The sequence below is a fragment of the Sphingobium sp. BYY-5 genome (assembly GCF_022758885.1).
GTDB lineage: Bacteria > Pseudomonadota > Alphaproteobacteria > Sphingomonadales > Sphingomonadaceae > Sphingobium.
In genome coordinates this window covers 1,350,329-1,363,638 of sequence record NZ_JALEBH010000001.1, presented here as the reverse complement: position 1 = coordinate 1,363,638, position 13,310 = coordinate 1,350,329, and the positions used below count along the sequence as shown (strand labels likewise).

16 protein-coding genes are annotated in these 13,310 nt (G+C 63.9%); 7 read left to right on the top strand and 9 right to left on the bottom strand.

Features of this window, described 5'->3' with window-relative positions; translation table 11 throughout:
- Window positions 1-5: 5 nt before the first annotated feature.
- A complete protein-coding gene (locus MOK15_RS06460; RefSeq protein ID WP_242930842.1) occupies window positions 6-308 on the top strand; it encodes a GIY-YIG nuclease family protein in 303 nt (100 codons plus the stop codon).
- 342 nt (window positions 309-650) lie between these two features.
- On the opposite strand, the gene MOK15_RS06455 is transcribed toward MOK15_RS06460, so the two are convergent.
- Window positions 651-2,150 (bottom strand): CoA-acylating methylmalonate-semialdehyde dehydrogenase, encoded by a 1,500-nt coding sequence (locus MOK15_RS06455; protein ID WP_242930841.1) that lies wholly within the window; start codon window positions 2,148-2,150, stop codon window positions 651-653.
- Between the two features lie 106 nt (window positions 2,151-2,256).
- On the opposite strand from MOK15_RS06455, the gene MOK15_RS06450 reads away from it, so the two are divergent.
- Both MOK15_RS06450 and MOK15_RS06445 read left to right on the top strand, forming a co-directional pair.
- Window positions 2,257-3,159, top strand: coding sequence for a LysR family transcriptional regulator (locus tag MOK15_RS06450; protein WP_242930840.1), 903 nt, complete (start codon window positions 2,257-2,259; stop codon window positions 3,157-3,159).
- 38 nt (window positions 3,160-3,197) lie between these two features.
- A complete protein-coding gene (locus MOK15_RS06445; protein WP_242930839.1) occupies window positions 3,198-3,827 on the top strand; it encodes a methyltransferase domain-containing protein in 630 nt (209 codons plus the stop codon).
- Window positions 3,828-3,883: 56 nt separating this feature from the next.
- Here MOK15_RS06445 and MOK15_RS06440 read toward each other — a convergent pair whose 3' ends face one another.
- On the bottom strand, window positions 3,884-4,501 hold the full coding sequence (locus tag MOK15_RS06440) for an RcnB family protein (RefSeq protein WP_242930838.1): 618 nt from the start codon (window positions 4,499-4,501) through the stop codon (window positions 3,884-3,886).
- 130 nt (window positions 4,502-4,631) lie between these two features.
- On the opposite strand from MOK15_RS06440, the gene MOK15_RS06435 reads away from it, so the two are divergent.
- The 3 genes from MOK15_RS06435 to bluB all read left to right on the top strand — a co-directional run bounded on the left by MOK15_RS06435 (window position 4,632) and on the right by bluB (window position 7,055).
- Window positions 4,632-5,564 carry an ABC transporter ATP-binding protein gene (locus MOK15_RS06435; protein ID WP_242930837.1) on the top strand — a complete coding sequence of 311 codons (933 nt, stop codon included), beginning with the start codon at window positions 4,632-4,634 and terminating at the stop codon, window positions 5,562-5,564.
- Entirely contained in the window at window positions 5,561-6,331 is a 771-nt protein-coding gene (locus MOK15_RS06430; protein ID WP_242930836.1) for an ABC transporter permease, read from the top strand. Before MOK15_RS06435 ends, MOK15_RS06430 begins: the two co-directional genes overlap by 4 nt.
- Before the next feature lie 76 nt (window positions 6,332-6,407).
- Window positions 6,408-7,055 carry a 5,6-dimethylbenzimidazole synthase gene (gene bluB, locus MOK15_RS06425; protein ID WP_242930835.1) on the top strand — a complete coding sequence of 216 codons (648 nt, stop codon included), beginning with the start codon at window positions 6,408-6,410 and terminating at the stop codon, window positions 7,053-7,055.
- Between the two features lie 56 nt (window positions 7,056-7,111).
- On the opposite strand, the gene MOK15_RS06420 is transcribed toward bluB, so the two are convergent.
- From MOK15_RS06420 to MOK15_RS06400, 5 genes are all read right to left on the bottom strand, one after another.
- Window positions 7,112-7,432 carry a hypothetical protein gene (locus MOK15_RS06420; protein WP_242930834.1) on the bottom strand — a complete coding sequence of 107 codons (321 nt, stop codon included), beginning with the start codon at window positions 7,430-7,432 and terminating at the stop codon, window positions 7,112-7,114.
- A gap of 91 nt (window positions 7,433-7,523) precedes the next feature.
- On the bottom strand, window positions 7,524-8,834 hold the full coding sequence (locus MOK15_RS06415; RefSeq protein ID WP_242932656.1) for an MATE family efflux transporter: 1,311 nt from the start codon (window positions 8,832-8,834) through the stop codon (window positions 7,524-7,526).
- A gap of 177 nt (window positions 8,835-9,011) precedes the next feature.
- A complete protein-coding gene (locus MOK15_RS06410; protein ID WP_242930833.1) occupies window positions 9,012-9,941 on the bottom strand; it encodes a DUF808 domain-containing protein in 930 nt (309 codons plus the stop codon).
- A gap of 349 nt (window positions 9,942-10,290) precedes the next feature.
- Window positions 10,291-10,536, bottom strand: a complete 246-nt coding sequence (locus tag MOK15_RS06405) for a hypothetical protein (protein ID WP_242930832.1) — start codon at window positions 10,534-10,536, stop codon at window positions 10,291-10,293.
- Window positions 10,533-10,865 (bottom strand): hypothetical protein, encoded by a 333-nt coding sequence (locus tag MOK15_RS06400; RefSeq protein ID WP_242932655.1) that lies wholly within the window; start codon window positions 10,863-10,865, stop codon window positions 10,533-10,535. The genes MOK15_RS06405 and MOK15_RS06400 overlap by 4 nt, the downstream gene beginning before the upstream one ends.
- A 118-nt stretch (window positions 10,866-10,983) precedes the next feature.
- On the opposite strand from MOK15_RS06400, the gene MOK15_RS06395 reads away from it, so the two are divergent.
- Entirely contained in the window at window positions 10,984-11,289 is a 306-nt protein-coding gene (locus tag MOK15_RS06395; RefSeq protein ID WP_242930831.1) for a plasmid stabilization protein, read from the top strand.
- Window positions 11,290-11,360: 71 nt separating this feature from the next.
- Here MOK15_RS06395 and rpoH read toward each other — a convergent pair whose 3' ends face one another.
- Both rpoH and MOK15_RS06385 read right to left on the bottom strand, forming a co-directional pair.
- Window positions 11,361-12,272, bottom strand: coding sequence for an RNA polymerase sigma factor RpoH (gene rpoH, locus MOK15_RS06390; RefSeq protein WP_242930830.1), 912 nt, complete (start codon window positions 12,270-12,272; stop codon window positions 11,361-11,363).
- Window positions 12,273-12,355: 83 nt separating this feature from the next.
- Entirely contained in the window at window positions 12,356-13,309 is a 954-nt protein-coding gene (locus MOK15_RS06385) for an RluA family pseudouridine synthase (protein WP_242930829.1), read from the bottom strand.
- Window position 13,310: the final 1 nt, after the last annotated feature.

The window sequence follows — 13,310 nt, the reverse complement described above, 5'->3', positions numbered from 1 at the left end:
CCCGCATGGAGCGCCAGCCCGCTGTCTATATCATGGCCAGTGATCGCAACGGGACGCTCTATGTCGGCGTCACGTCCGATCTCATGGGGCGCATTTTTCAGCATCGAACGAAGGCCATGGATGGATTCACCGCGCGATATGATGCGAGCCGACTGGTGTGGTTCGAGATGTGCGACGCCATGGAAGTGGCCATCATGCGCGAGAAGCAGTTGAAGAACTGGCGGCGGAAATGGAAGCTTGATCTGATCGAAGCCGGCAATCCCCGCTGGCGCGATCTGGCCGAGGATCTGGGGTTTGATCCTTTGTGATATCCCTTCGTCATGCCGGGCTTGACCCGGCATCCAGGGTTCCGGAGTGTGGTGTTTGCCGCCCTGGATGCTGACTTTCGTCAGCATGACGGATGTGCAGATGATTCCCGGTCGTTCTCTCATCGTCATGCCGGGCTTGACCCGGCATCCAGGGCCGCAGGCGTAGAGCGTGGGACTCTGGATCCTGACTTTCGTCAGGATGACGGCAGTTTGGGGACACGCGCTGCCTTTGCCTCATCGTCATGCCGGACTTGATCCGGCATCCAGGGCCGTACGCATTGAGCGCGGGACTCTGGATGCTGACTTTCGTCAGGATGACGGAAGGAAAGGGCATCGCTTGGATCACCCCATCGTCGGGATGACGAAGGCGTTGGCGGCGTCGCCTACGCCGCCATCGGGCCAGCGTTGCGTTATCGTTTTGACCTTGGTCCAGAACTTCACGCCTTCCATGCCGTGCTGGTTGGTGTCGCCGAAGGCGGAGCGTTTCCAGCCGCCGAAGCTGTGATAGGCGACCGGCACCGGGATCGGCACGTTGATGCCGACCATGCCGACATTGACGCGGGCGGCAAATTCCCGCGCGGCGTGGCCGTTGCGGGTGAAGAGGGCGACGCCATTGCCGTACTGATGCTTGCTGGGCAGGGCGATCGCCTCCTCGAAGCTGTCGGCGCGGACCATCTGGAGGACGGGGCCGAAAATCTCTTCCTTGTACGCGCTCATCTCGGGCGTCACATGATCGAACAGCGTCGGGCCGACGAAGAAGCCTTCCTCATGCCCTTGCAGCTTGAAGCCGCGGCCGTCGACCACCAGTTCGGCGCCTTCGTCCACCCCGGTCTGAATCCAGTTCTCGATCTTCTGCTTGTGCGCGGCGGTGACGACCGGGCCGTAATGGGCTTCGGCATCGGTGGAGACGCCGACGCGCAGCGCCTCGATCGCGGGGATCAGCTTTTCGCGCAGCGCGAGCGCGGTCTTCTCGCCCACCGGCACGACGACGGGCAGCGCCATGCAGCGCTCGCCGGCCGAACCGAAGGCAGCGCCCGACAGGTCGTTCACCACCTGGTCCAGGTCCGCGTCGGGCATGACGATGCCGTGATTCTTCGCGCCGCCCATCGCCTGGACGCGCTTTCCGGCGGCGACGCCGCGATTATAGACATAATGGGCGATGTCGGAGGAACCGACGAAGCTGATCGCGCCGATGTCCGGATGGTCGAGGATGGCGTCGACCATTTCCTTGTCGCCCTGCACGACTTGCAGGATGCCTTCGGGCAGGCCTGCTTCCAGGAACAGTTCGGCCAGGCGGACGGGGACCGAGGGATCGCGCTCGGAGGGTTTCAGGATGAAGGCGTTGCCGGTGGCGATGGCGACGCCCGACATCCACAGCGGGATCATGCCGGGGAAGTTGAACGGGGTGATGCCCGCGCCGATGCCGATCGGCTGGCGGAAGCTGTAGACGTCGATGCCCGGACCCGCGCCCTGGGTATATTCGCCCTTGAGGACGTGGGGGATGCCGCAGCAGAATTCGATCACTTCCAGCCCGCGCTGGATGTCGCCCTTCGAATCCGCGATCACCTTGCCATGTTCGGAGCTGAGCAGGTGGGCCAGCTCGTCCATATGCTTTTCGACCAGCGCCTTGAAGGCGAACATGACACGGGCGCGGCGTTGCGGGTTGATGGCGGCCCAGGCGGGCTGCGCCTTCTTGGCGGCGGCGACAGCCAGGTCGAGCAACGCGGCGTCGCCCAGCGCGACGCGGGCCTGCACCCCGCCATTATTGGGATCGAACACATCGCTGTAGCGGGTAGGCGCGGCGTCGTGAGCGAAGGCGAGCTTGTGCGAAATTTCCCGCATGGGACATCCTCTCCTATGGTTGTCCTCTTGTAGCCATCCGGCGTTATTGCAAGCAACAGGAGAGTATTGCATGACCTTGCTGCAATAATGCAGGGCAAGGGGCGACATGTTCGATTGGGATGACCTGAGGGTGTTTCTGGCGGTGGCGCGGGCGCGCAAGGTGGCGCCGGCGGCGCGGGCGCTGGGGATCGACGCGACCACCATCGCGCGGCGGCTGGCGCGGCTGGAAAAGGCGCTCGATGCCGAATTGTTCGAGGTCGGGGCAGGCGAACGGTCGCTGACGTTGCGCGGACAGGAATTGCTGGGTCATGCCGAGACCGCCGAAAGCGCGGCGCTGGCGGCGGTCGAGCAGATGAGCGGGCAGGAAAGCAAACTCAGCGGGCAGGTGCGATTGTCGGTGGCCGAAGGGTTCGGCACCTGGGTATTGGCGCCGGGCATGGGCGATTTCAACCGACGGCATCCGGGTATAAGGCTGGACCTCATCACCGCGTCGGGTTTCCTCAACCCCTCCAAGCGGGAGGCCGACATGGCGGTGATGCTGGCGCGGCCACAGCGCGGGCGGCTGACGGTGCGGCGGCTGGGCGATTATCGGCTGCACCTCTATGCCTCGCCCGCCTATCTGGAGCGGGTCGGGCGGCCCGGAAAGCCCGCCGACCTGCGCGACTGCACCCTGATCGGCTATGTGCCGGAATTCATCTTCTCCCCCGAACTCGACTATCTGGATGAGGTGGAGGCGGGGCTGGAGGCCAATTTACGGTCGACCAGCATCATCATGCAGCAAAGGATGATCGCCGAAGGGGCGGGGATCGGCGTGCTACCCGACTTCATCGGGCGCCGCGACCCAGGCCTGATGCCGCTGATGGCCGACCGGGTGGAGATTGTCCGCAGTTTCTGGCTGGTCATGCAGGACGACATCCGGCGGCTCGCGCGCATCGCCGCTGTCGCCGATTGGCTGCAGGAAAGGGTGGATACGCTAAAGACAATCGACGTGGCCCGTTCATCCCGCTAAGGGAGTCGCGATGGATAGAAAGTGGTCGTATTTCGCGCATGGAATGTAAGCCCAAGCGTAGCCGGGCGGTTGCCCTGCCGAGCGGCGAATTTCGCGCGCGCGCGGCCGAATATCTGGATTTCCTGGCCGCCTGGGTGAAGAAACCCCGACAGACCGCATCGGTCGTACCGTCGAGCCGGTATCTGGCGCGCCTGATGGTGGGGCAGATCGATCCGCAGGATGGCCGCGTGCTGGAACTGGGCGGGGGGACCGGCGTCTTCACCCGCGCGATCCTGGAAACCGGCCTGGCGCCCGAAAAGCTGGAGGTGGTGGAGATCAATCCTGCCTTCGCCCGCGGATTGCGCCGTCATTTCCCCTATGTTTCCGTGCTGGAGACCCCGGCGCAGATCGTATCGACCGCGACGGCGGGCGAACCGGGCGATTATCAGAGCGTGGTGAGCGGCCTGCCCCTGCTGGCGATGGACCGGCGGATGCATGTCGACATCCTGTCCGAAGCCTTCCGCATGTTGAAGCCGGGCGGCAGCTTCGTGCAATTCACCTATTCGCTGCGTCCGCCCGTCAACCGCGAGATATTGGACGCGCTGGACCTGGACGTGGTGCGTGTCGGGCAGACGGTGCGCAACTTCCCGCCGGCGACGGTCTTCCGCTTCTTCCGTCGCGGCGAATAGGCGCGAATACAAAAAGGGGGCCGCGTCGGATGACGCGGCCCCCTTTTTCGTTGGGCTTAGTAAAACGCGCCGTAGATGACGTCCACGACCTTGCGGGTGCGGGTGCGGACCAGCAGCAGGTCGGGGCCATAGCGCACCCAGCGATAGCCGCGGGGCGGCGCGCCGACGCCCAGATAGGCATAGTCGTTATAATAATAGCGCGACGACAGGAAGATCGACGGCAGCAACAGGCCGACGGTCCAGCGGCGATAGCGATAGCCCTGGGGATATTGGAAGCCGGGCCGGTGGATCGGCTTGAAATGCGGCGGACGGCCCGCGCCGGGACGATGCGGCGGCTGTGGCTTTACCGGGCGCGGCGGTTGCGGCCTGCCGGGCCGGGGCGGCTGGATGGCTGGCCCGCCGGTGCCGGGTCGCGGTGGCTGAATGGCCGGTCCACCCGTGCCGGGACGCGGGGGTTGGACGGACGGGCCGCCCGGACGGACGGGCTGTACGGAAGGGCCGCCGGGGCGCGGCGGTTGAGGCCGGGTTGTTTGAGGTGGATTGGGGCGAGAGGGCGGAGCGGGACGCGTCGTCGGTTGGGACGGCCTTTGCATTCGATCTTGTTGTTGCTGGGCCAGCGCTACGTCGGGGGCGACGGTGAGCGCGATCGAAAGAAAGAGGACTGCCTTTTTCATTGAGCCTTCTCCGCTTATGGGAAGCGGAAGCTATGCCCATCATGTTGCCGGAGCAATGTTTTTCACATCGGTTGCATCGCGGCGGCGCGACCCTATCTTCTGGCTCAAGCATAAGGGGGCAGAGCCATCCATGGCATCCATCATTGAAATCAAGGGCCTGACGAAACGCTATGCGTCGGGTTTCGAGGCGCTGAAGGGCGTCGACCTGACCATTGAGGAAGGGGAGATTTTCGCGCTGCTGGGGCCGAACGGCGCGGGCAAGACGACGATGATTTCCATCATCTGCGGCATCGCGCGCCCGACCGGCGGCAGCGTGACCGTGGCGGGGCATGACATCGTCCGCGACTATCGCGGCGCGCGCACCGCGATCGGCCTCGTCCCCCAGGAGCTTGCCACCGACCAGTTCGAGCGGGTCATAGACACTGTGAACTTCAGTCGTGGCCTGTTCGGAAAGCCGCGCAACGACGCCCATATAGAGAAGATTTTGCGCGACCTGTCGCTGTGGGACAAGCGTCACAGCAAGATTCTCGAACTGTCGGGCGGCATGAAGCGGCGCGTGATGATCGCCAAGGCGCTATCCCACGAACCGCGCGTGCTGTTCCTGGACGAACCGACCGCCGGTGTCGACGTGGAGCTGCGCCGCGACATGTGGAAGCTGATCGGCGAGCTGCGCCAGACCGGCGTCACCATCATCCTGACGACCCACTATATCGAGGAGGCCGAGGAAATGGCCGACCGGGTGGGGGTCATCAACCATGGTGAGCTGATGCTGGTCGAGGAAAAGACCGCCCTCATGAAGAAGCTGGGCAAGAAGACGCTGACCGTGGTGCTGGCCGATCCGATCGCCGCCGTGCCGCCGGAACTGGCGGAATGGAATGTCACGCTGGGCGCGGAGGGCCATGAGCTGAACTATGTGTTCGATACCCAGGCGGAGCGGACCGGCGTGTCGTTGCTGCTGCGCAAGCTGGGCGACATGGGCATCGGCTACAAGGATCTGAACACGCGGCAGAGTAGCCTGGAGGATATTTTCGTGGAACTGGTCCATCAGGAGAAGGCCGCATGAGCCTCCAGAATCTGCGCGCCATCGCGTCCATCTACAAGTTCGAACTGCACCGTTTCCGCCGCACCCTGCTGACGGGGTTGCTGGTGCCGGTCATCACCACGTCGCTCTATTTCGTCGTGTTCGGCGGGGCGATCGGATCGCGCATGACGGAGGTGGACGGCATTCCCTATGCCGCCTTCATCGTGCCGGGCCTCATCATGATGGCGATGTTCACCGAAAGCATCTTCAACGCCAGTTTCGGCATCTACATGCCCAAATTCACCGGCACCATCTATGAACTATTGTCGGCGCCCGTTTCCGCGGCGGAGACGATCATCGCCTATGTCGGCGCGGCGGCGACCAAGTCGCTGATCGTGGGGACCATCATCTTCCTGACCGCTCATCTGTTCGTCGACGTGCCGGTCGCGCATCCCTTCGCCATGGTCGGTTTCATGGTGCTGATCGCCGTCAGCTTCTGCCTGTTCGGCTTCATCCTGGGGATATGGGCGCAGAGTTTCGAGCAGTTGCAGGTGATCCCGCTGCTGCTCATCATGCCGATGACCTTTTTGGGCGGCGCTTTCTATTCGGTGCATATGCTGGCCGAACCGTGGCGCACCATCACCCTGTTCAACCCGATCGTCTACCTGATATCGGGCTTCCGCTGGACCTTCTTCGGCCAGGGCGATGTGGGAATCGAGTTCAGCCTGCTCTTCGTCGCGGGGATGCTGGCGCTGTGTCTGGGCATCATCGGCTGGATGTTCCGGACGGGATATCGGTTGAAGAAGTGATATTTGAAGGGTTGGGGCGACCGTCCCGACCCTTCGTTCGTTCGGGCGCATTCGGGAAACAGGCTGGAATCGAACTTTGACCGAGGATGCCCCGTTTTTCGATCCGGCTTTCGCCGCGCAGTTGGAATCCCTGCTCCACTGGCGCCGCGATGTTCGCCATTTCGACCGCCGCGCGGTGCCGGAAGCGGACATGGATGACCTGCTGCGCTGTGCCTGCCTCGCGCCATCGGTCGGAAATTCGCAGCCGTGGCGGTTTGTCCGCCTGCGCTCCGCCGCGATCCGGACCATGCTCGCCAGCCATATCGATGATGAGAGTGCGAAGGCGTCCCTTCGCTACGCCGAGCAGGAGCAGCGCGACCATTATCGCTCCCTCAAATTGCATGGTGTTCGCGAGGCGCCCGAACTGATGGCGGTCTTCTGCGATGGGCATCCATCGGCGGGGCACGGCCTTGGTATCGCCACTATGCCCGAAATGCTGCGCTATTCGACGGTTCTAGCCATCCACAATCTATGGCTGGCGGCGCGGGTTCGCGGCATCGGTGTCGGCTGGGTGTCGATACTGGACCCGCAGGCCGTTACGACGATGCTGGATGTGCCTGCCCACTGGTCGCTGATTGCGCTGCTGTGCATCGGCTACCCGGCCGAGCTATCGGCCACGCCCGAACTGGAACAGCGTGGCTGGCAGGCCCGCGAGCCATGGGCCGACCGGCTGTTCGAGCGATGATCTGCGCATCCCTGTTTCGACAGAGTGGATGCGCCGACCTGCAAATGCTCTGAAGATCAGGCCGCCGCGCTTTCGGGGGCCACGGCGAACAGGGTCACGCCCTTATATTTGTCATCGCCGTCATTATAGAGGCCGTACATCGCCTCGAACGGCTCATCCAGCACCTGGATGTCGGACAGGCCCACCAGCTTGAAGGTGCCGAGCTTCAACTCGCGCGGCGGGCGGCCATCGCGATCCGTGGTCACGGCGTCGATGAACAGCTCGTCATGGCGCGTGTAGAGGATGTGGGGTGCCAGGGTGACGACCATCTTGTTATAGGTCACCTTCAGGCACTTCTGGAGCGCGATCGCTTCAAAAATCTCGGTCGGGGCTTGCATGATCGGCCCCTATTGACCGATTTGCGCGATTCTTTCAATTGCTTTGTGCGCTGCACCATATTCCTGCCGTGCAATCGCCGGGACGAAGCGTTCAGGCGGGCACGAGGCCGAGCCGCTCGCGCAGGCTCCAGCGGATGATGAGCAGCACCGCCACCGCGCCCAGGCCGCTGGCGAGGCCGAACCAGATGCCGACCCCCTCCATGCCGAAGGGGAAAGCGAGCAAGGTGCCGACGCCGATGCCCACCACCCAATAGCCGATAAGGGCGAAGATCATCGGCACCTTGGTATCCTGCAACCCACGCAGCACGCCCGCGCCTACTGCCTGTGCGGCATCGACCAACTGGAACAGGGCGGCGACCGCAAGGAAGCTGACCGCCAGGCTTATGGTGCGGGCATTGCCGGGGTCGGACAGGTCGAGGAAGGCCGAGACCAATGTGTGCGGCATCAGGATCAGCAGCGCGCCGGAGCAGAAGGCGAAGCCGGTGCCGATCATCAGCGCCAGCCAGCCGGCGCGGCCGATGCCGGCGCGATCCTTGCGCCCAAAGGCGATGCCGACGCGCACCGTTGCGGCCTGGCCGATGCCCATCGGCACCATGAAGACCAGAGCGGCGATCTGGATGGCGACGGCATGGGCGGCGAGCGAATCGCGGTTGATGAGGCCCATGAGGAAGGCGGAGGCGTTGAACACCGTCGTCTCGAACCCCAGCGTGATCGCGATGGGCAGGCCCAGCGCCCAGACCTGCCGGTGGCGTTCGCGGTCACGGGTCCAGAAGCGGCCCATCAGGCTGTAACGGCGGAAGCGGCGGTCGACCAGGATGACGGTCAGCAGCCCCAGGAACAGGAAGCTGGAAGACAGGCTGCTGGCGAGGCCCGCGCCGAACAGGCCGAGCGCGGGGAATCCCAGATGGCCGAAGATCAGCGCCCAGCCCATCAGCACGTTGAGGGGGATCGCCGCCAGCATGACGACCAGGCCCCAGATGGGCCGCTCCAGCGCGGCGATGAAGTTGCGCAGCGTGGTGAAGCAGAGGAAGGGGAGCAGCGCCCATTGCAGCCCGCGCATCAACTGCCCCGCTTCATGGGCGAGGTCGGGCTGTTGCCCCATGGCGAGCAGGATCGTCTCGCATTCCCACAGGATCGCCCAGGCAGGGAGGACGAAGAAGACGACCGCGCGCAGCGTCTGGTGGACGGTGCGCCGCACGTCGCGCACGCTATGGCGGCGGCGGCCCCGTTCGCTGGCGATCAGGGGCGAAGCGGCCGTGACCAGCCCCATGCCGAAGATCAGCAGTGCGTGGAACAGGTTGATGGCGAGCGCGCCCGCCGCCACGCTCTCCGCCCCCCGCCGGCCGAGCAGCAGCAGGTCGCTCGCGGCGATCGCCGACCAGGCGATATTGCCCGCGATCATCGGCAGCGCCAGCGCCAGCAGCGCGCCGGCCTCAATGCGCCAGGGGGAGGGGTGGGTCACGTTGATGGTCCAAACAACAAGATAGAGTGCTCCTGCGAAAGCAGGAGCCCAGGATGCTGGGCGCCTATCGACGCCCTGGGCTCCTGCTTTCGCAGGAGCACGGCGCTCATAAATGCCTCAATGCTTCTTGAACAGGTGCAGCACGCCGACGATGATCCCGCCTACACCCAGCCCGACGATCGCGCCGCCGACGGCGTTGACCAGCCAGTCGAGGAAGCCGCCGATCGCGGGCACAGCATGGGTCGCGGCCTCCGCCACATGATGGATCGCGCCGGGGATCAGATCCCAGTGAAATTCATGCAGGCCATGGACGATCAGGCCGCCGCCGACCCACAGCATCGCCGCCGTGCCGACCACGGCCAGGATCGACATCAGGATCGGCATCGCCTTCACCAGGCTGCGGCCCAGCACCTGCGACCCGGCGGATTCACGCTTGGCAAGGTGAAGGCCGATATCGTCCATCTTTACGATCAGGCCGACCACGCCATAGACGCCCGCCGTGATGAGCAGGGCGACGACCACTAGGATGATCGCCTGCTCCCACACCGGCTCGGTTGCGACCGTGCCCAGCGCGATCGCCATGATTTCACCCGACAGGATGAAGTCGGTGCGGATGGCGCCCGCCACCTTCTGATTTTCCAGCTCGACGGAATTATGGGTTTCCAGTGCTTCCTCGGCGACGTCATGGCCGCCCTGGAATGCTTCCAGCAGCTTCTCCACCGCCTCGAAACAGAGGAAGGCGCCGCCCAGCATCAGCAGCGGCGGCAGCAGCCACGGCGCGAAGGCGGACAGCAGCAATGCGGCGGGCAGCAGGAAGACCAGCTTATTGCGCAGCGATCCCTTGGCGATCTTCCAGATGATCGGCAGTTCGCGATCCGGGGTGAGGCCCATCACATATTTGGGCGTGACGGCGGCGTCGTCGATCACCACGCCGGCGGCCTTCGACCCGGCCCTGCCGGCCGCAGCGGCGACATCGTCCAGCGAGGTCGCAGTCAGCTTGGCAATGCCCGCCACATCGTCGAGCAGCGCGATCAGCCCCGAAGGCATAGTCTTTCATTCCCCTGTTGCGAGCAGTCAGGCCCTTGGCCTCGCCTCATAGAGGGCGCGCCTCAGCGGAGCAATGGAAGGAATGGGCGGTTATGCCAAACTGCGTAGAGAATGGCCCATCAAGATCGATTGGTTGTTGTCCCCCCGGCATGAGTTCTCATCAATGTATCTTGGTATTAGGGCGGATCGACATTCACGGTTTTAGATGCTTCCTAAGCCGTCATGCCGGACTTGATCCGGCATCCAGGGCACAAAGGGCGGCACCTGCGACTCTGGATGCCGGGTCAGGCCCGGCATGACGATGAAAATGACGCCGAGGATTCTGCTTTAACCTGAATGTCGATCCGCCCTAGAAGTTTCCGGGCGGGTCGCTGGCGGGGAAACTTTCGTCCGACTGTTCGTCGACCATGTCCCATTCCTGGGACGTGATGCCATGTTGCGGCCCTGCGTCGCGGACGATCCCTGAAGAACCCACCGGCCCGCGATCGTCGGCGATGCTGGCGTCGCCCATCCATTCGCGCCAGCCCTTGATCGCGCCCTTGGCCACAATGGCGCCAAGGCCGGTGACGATGGCCAGTTTCAATAGCCCCTTCATGCTCGCTTCTCCGGTTTGGGATGAAGATGAACCCATTCGGCATGGTCGCCCCGCACGGTGTCGGGCGTCAGGCGAATCTCGCCTTCCTCGTCCGATCCTGACGGCGTTTCGTCATCGGCGGCAAGCCGGGCGACGTTCCAGCGTTCGCGCAGCGCCGCGTCGATCATCTCGCGCCAGATGGCGGGATCGCCTGCCTCGCGCATGGCGTCGTCCGGCTCCTTGAGCAGGGCGAGGATGCTGGCGGCGTCCTCCACCCGGACGGGCCAATGGTCCGGCTCCGCCGAGGCGAGATGGCGGGCCAGCCTTTCGATCAGGGTGCGGTCTTCCATGATGACCGAACGCGCGTCGGGGGTGGCCGTTCCGCATCGTCGTGACGATGGCGGATCGATATGAACCGGCACGCGCGCCGCGTGTTGGGAAGGGAACAGGACGGCAAGGAGAGATGTCATGCCCCAGGGCGACAAGAGCAGCTACACCGACAAGCAGAAGCGCAAGGCCGAGCATATCGAGCAAAGCTATGAGGATCGCGGCGTCAGCCACAAGGAGGCCGAGCGACGCGCCTGGGCGACGGTGAACAAGGATTCGGGCGGCGGCAACCTGTCCGGCTCCGGTCGCGGCAAACCCGATACCCATGTCTCGTCGCGCAAGGGTGGGCGCAAGGGCGGTGCAGCGTCCGCACGGAGACCAGCGGCCGACCGCTCCGTCGCCGCGAAGAAAGGCTGGGAAACCCGGCGCAAGCGGGCGCATGGGTGAGGCGGGCGCCATGACATGAAAAAAGCCCCAGATCGCTCCGGGGCTTTTTCATTTTCGTTGCTTGCGTCCGATCAGGCGGCTGCGAAGCGGGCCATCCGGCCCAGCTTGTCGCCGGCGATGCGCATCATCGCCTTTTGCAGCTTTTCGAAGGCGCGGACCTCGATCTGGCGGACACGTTCGCGGGACACGCCATAGACCTGGGAGAGTTCCTCCAGCGTCTTTGGCTCTTCGGCCAGACGGCGTTCGGCCAGGATGTGCTTCTCGCGATCGTTGAGGTCGTCCATCGCCTCGACCAGCATGTCGTGGCGCATGACCTTTTCCTGTTCGTCGGCGACACGTTCGTCCTGCAACGGGTCGGAGTCGGCAAGCCAATCCTGCCACTGACCTTCGCCATCCTCGCGCATCGGCACGTTGAGCGATGCGTCGCCACCCATTGCCATGCGACGGTTCATCGAGACCACATCCTCTTCGGATACGCCCAGATCGGTCGCGATCTTGGTCACATCCTCCGGGCGCAGGTCGCCGTCCTCGAACGCTTCGATATTGTTCTTCATCCGGCGCAGGTTGAAGAAAAGCTTCTTCTGCGCGGCGGTGGTGCCGATCTTCACCAGTGACCAGGACCGCAGGATGAACTCCTGGATCGATGCGCGAATCCACCACATGGCGTAGGTCGCCAGGCGGAAGCCGCGATCGGCTTCGAACTTCTTCACGCCCTGCATCAGGCCGATATTGCCTTCGCTGATCAGTTCGCTGACCGGCAGGCCGTAGCCGCGATAGCCCATGGCGATCTTGGCCACGAGGCGCAGATGCGAGGTGACGAGTTGCGCCGCAGCCTCAGGATCCTGATGCTCCTCATAGCGCTTCGCCAGCATATATTCCTGCTCAGGCGTGAGCAGCGGAAATTTGCGAATTTCCGACAGATAGCGATTGAGGCTGGCTTCACCGCCCAGCGTCGGAACCGCGGGGACATTGCTCTTGGCCATGTCGTCACCTTTCCCTTTCATGCGCGGCGGGACCCAGAAGAGGCGTCACAGGCGCCGTCGCAAAAATCATCAAACCCAAAAATCTATACGTGAAGCTCGCTTAACAGTTCCTGCATGTCGGCCGGGATCACACTTTGAAACAAAAGGGGCTTGTCCGTTACCGGATGTATGAACCCCAGCGTTTTGGCGTGCAATGCCTGCCTTTTGAAACCCAGCGTTTCCAGTATTGATTTGAAACCTTTTCTCTCTCTACCGTAAACCGGGTCCCCGATCAAGGGGTGGCCGATATGCGCCATATGGACGCGGACCTGATGGGTACGGCCGGTTTCCAGCCGACATTCCACCATCGCCGCACCCTTGAGGCGCTCCACCGTGCGATAATGGGTGACGGCATGTTTGCCGCGCCCTTCCCGATGAACCGCCATTTTCTTTCGATCAGCGTCGGAACGGCCGATCCAGGTGTCGACCGTGCCGCTGCCCGGCGCTGGAACGCCGTAGACGATCGCGGCGTAGAGCCGGTCGATGCTGTGATCTTTGAACTGGCGCGCGAGTCCTTCATGCGCCTTGTCCGTCTTTGCAACGACCAACAGGCCGGAAGTATCCTTGTCGATGCGATGAACGATGCCGGGCCGCGCCACTCCGCCGATGCCCGACAGCCGCCCGACGCAATGATGGAGCAGCGCGTTCACCAGCGTCCCGTCCAGATTGCCGGCGGCCGGATGGACGACCAGGCCCGCAGGCTTGTCCACCACGATCAGGTCGGCATCCTCATGGACGATGGTGAGCGGTATGTCCTGCGCCACCGTGTCGAGCGGCGTGGGGGCGGGGAGGGTCACGCTGAAAAGCTGGCCCGCCGCGACCTTCATCGATGCGTTGATCTTCGCGGCCTGGGCGCTTTGCACATGGCCCTCGCCGATCAGCACCTTCAATCGCTCGCGCGACAGGTCGGGCAACAGGTCCGCCAGCGCGCGATCGAGGCGCAGTCCATGCTGCGCTTCGCCGATCGCTGCTTCGATGATGGAATCCCCCGGAATCATG

What these genes read in the sequence shown, in the direction of transcription:
- MOK15_RS06455 (WP_242930841.1), bottom strand. Translation starts at nt 2,150, where the DNA reads ATGCGGGAAATTTCGCACAAGCTCGCCTTCGCTCACGACGCCGCGCCT.
- MOK15_RS06415 (WP_242932656.1), bottom strand. Translation starts at nt 8,834, where the DNA reads ATGATCGCGGGCAATATCGCCTGGTCGGCGATCGCCGCGAGCGACCTG.
- MOK15_RS06450 (WP_242930840.1), top strand. Translation starts at nt 2,257, where the DNA reads ATGTTCGATTGGGATGACCTGAGGGTGTTTCTGGCGGTGGCGCGGGCG.
- MOK15_RS06430 (WP_242930836.1), top strand. Translation starts at nt 5,561, where the DNA reads ATGAGCCTCCAGAATCTGCGCGCCATCGCGTCCATCTACAAGTTCGAA.
- MOK15_RS06385 (WP_242930829.1), bottom strand. Translation starts at nt 13,309, where the DNA reads ATGATTCCGGGGGATTCCATCATCGAAGCAGCGATCGGCGAAGCGCAG.
- MOK15_RS06400 (WP_242932655.1), bottom strand. Translation starts at nt 10,865, where the DNA reads ATGGAAGACCGCACCCTGATCGAAAGGCTGGCCCGCCATCTCGCCTCG.
- MOK15_RS06410 (WP_242930833.1), bottom strand. Translation starts at nt 9,941, where the DNA reads ATGCCTTCGGGGCTGATCGCGCTGCTCGACGATGTGGCGGGCATTGCC.
- rpoH (WP_242930830.1), bottom strand. Translation starts at nt 12,272, where the DNA reads ATGGCCAAGAGCAATGTCCCCGCGGTTCCGACGCTGGGCGGTGAAGCC.
- MOK15_RS06420 (WP_242930834.1), bottom strand. Translation starts at nt 7,432, where the DNA reads ATGCAAGCCCCGACCGAGATTTTTGAAGCGATCGCGCTCCAGAAGTGC.
- MOK15_RS06435 (WP_242930837.1), top strand. Translation starts at nt 4,632, where the DNA reads ATGGCATCCATCATTGAAATCAAGGGCCTGACGAAACGCTATGCGTCG.
- MOK15_RS06440 (WP_242930838.1), bottom strand. Translation starts at nt 4,501, where the DNA reads ATGAAAAAGGCAGTCCTCTTTCTTTCGATCGCGCTCACCGTCGCCCCC.
- MOK15_RS06395 (WP_242930831.1), top strand. Translation starts at nt 10,984, where the DNA reads ATGCCCCAGGGCGACAAGAGCAGCTACACCGACAAGCAGAAGCGCAAG.
- MOK15_RS06460 (WP_242930842.1), top strand. Translation starts at nt 6, where the DNA reads ATGGAGCGCCAGCCCGCTGTCTATATCATGGCCAGTGATCGCAACGGG.
- MOK15_RS06445 (WP_242930839.1), top strand. Translation starts at nt 3,198, where the DNA reads ATGGAATGTAAGCCCAAGCGTAGCCGGGCGGTTGCCCTGCCGAGCGGC.
- MOK15_RS06405 (WP_242930832.1), bottom strand. Translation starts at nt 10,536, where the DNA reads ATGAAGGGGCTATTGAAACTGGCCATCGTCACCGGCCTTGGCGCCATT.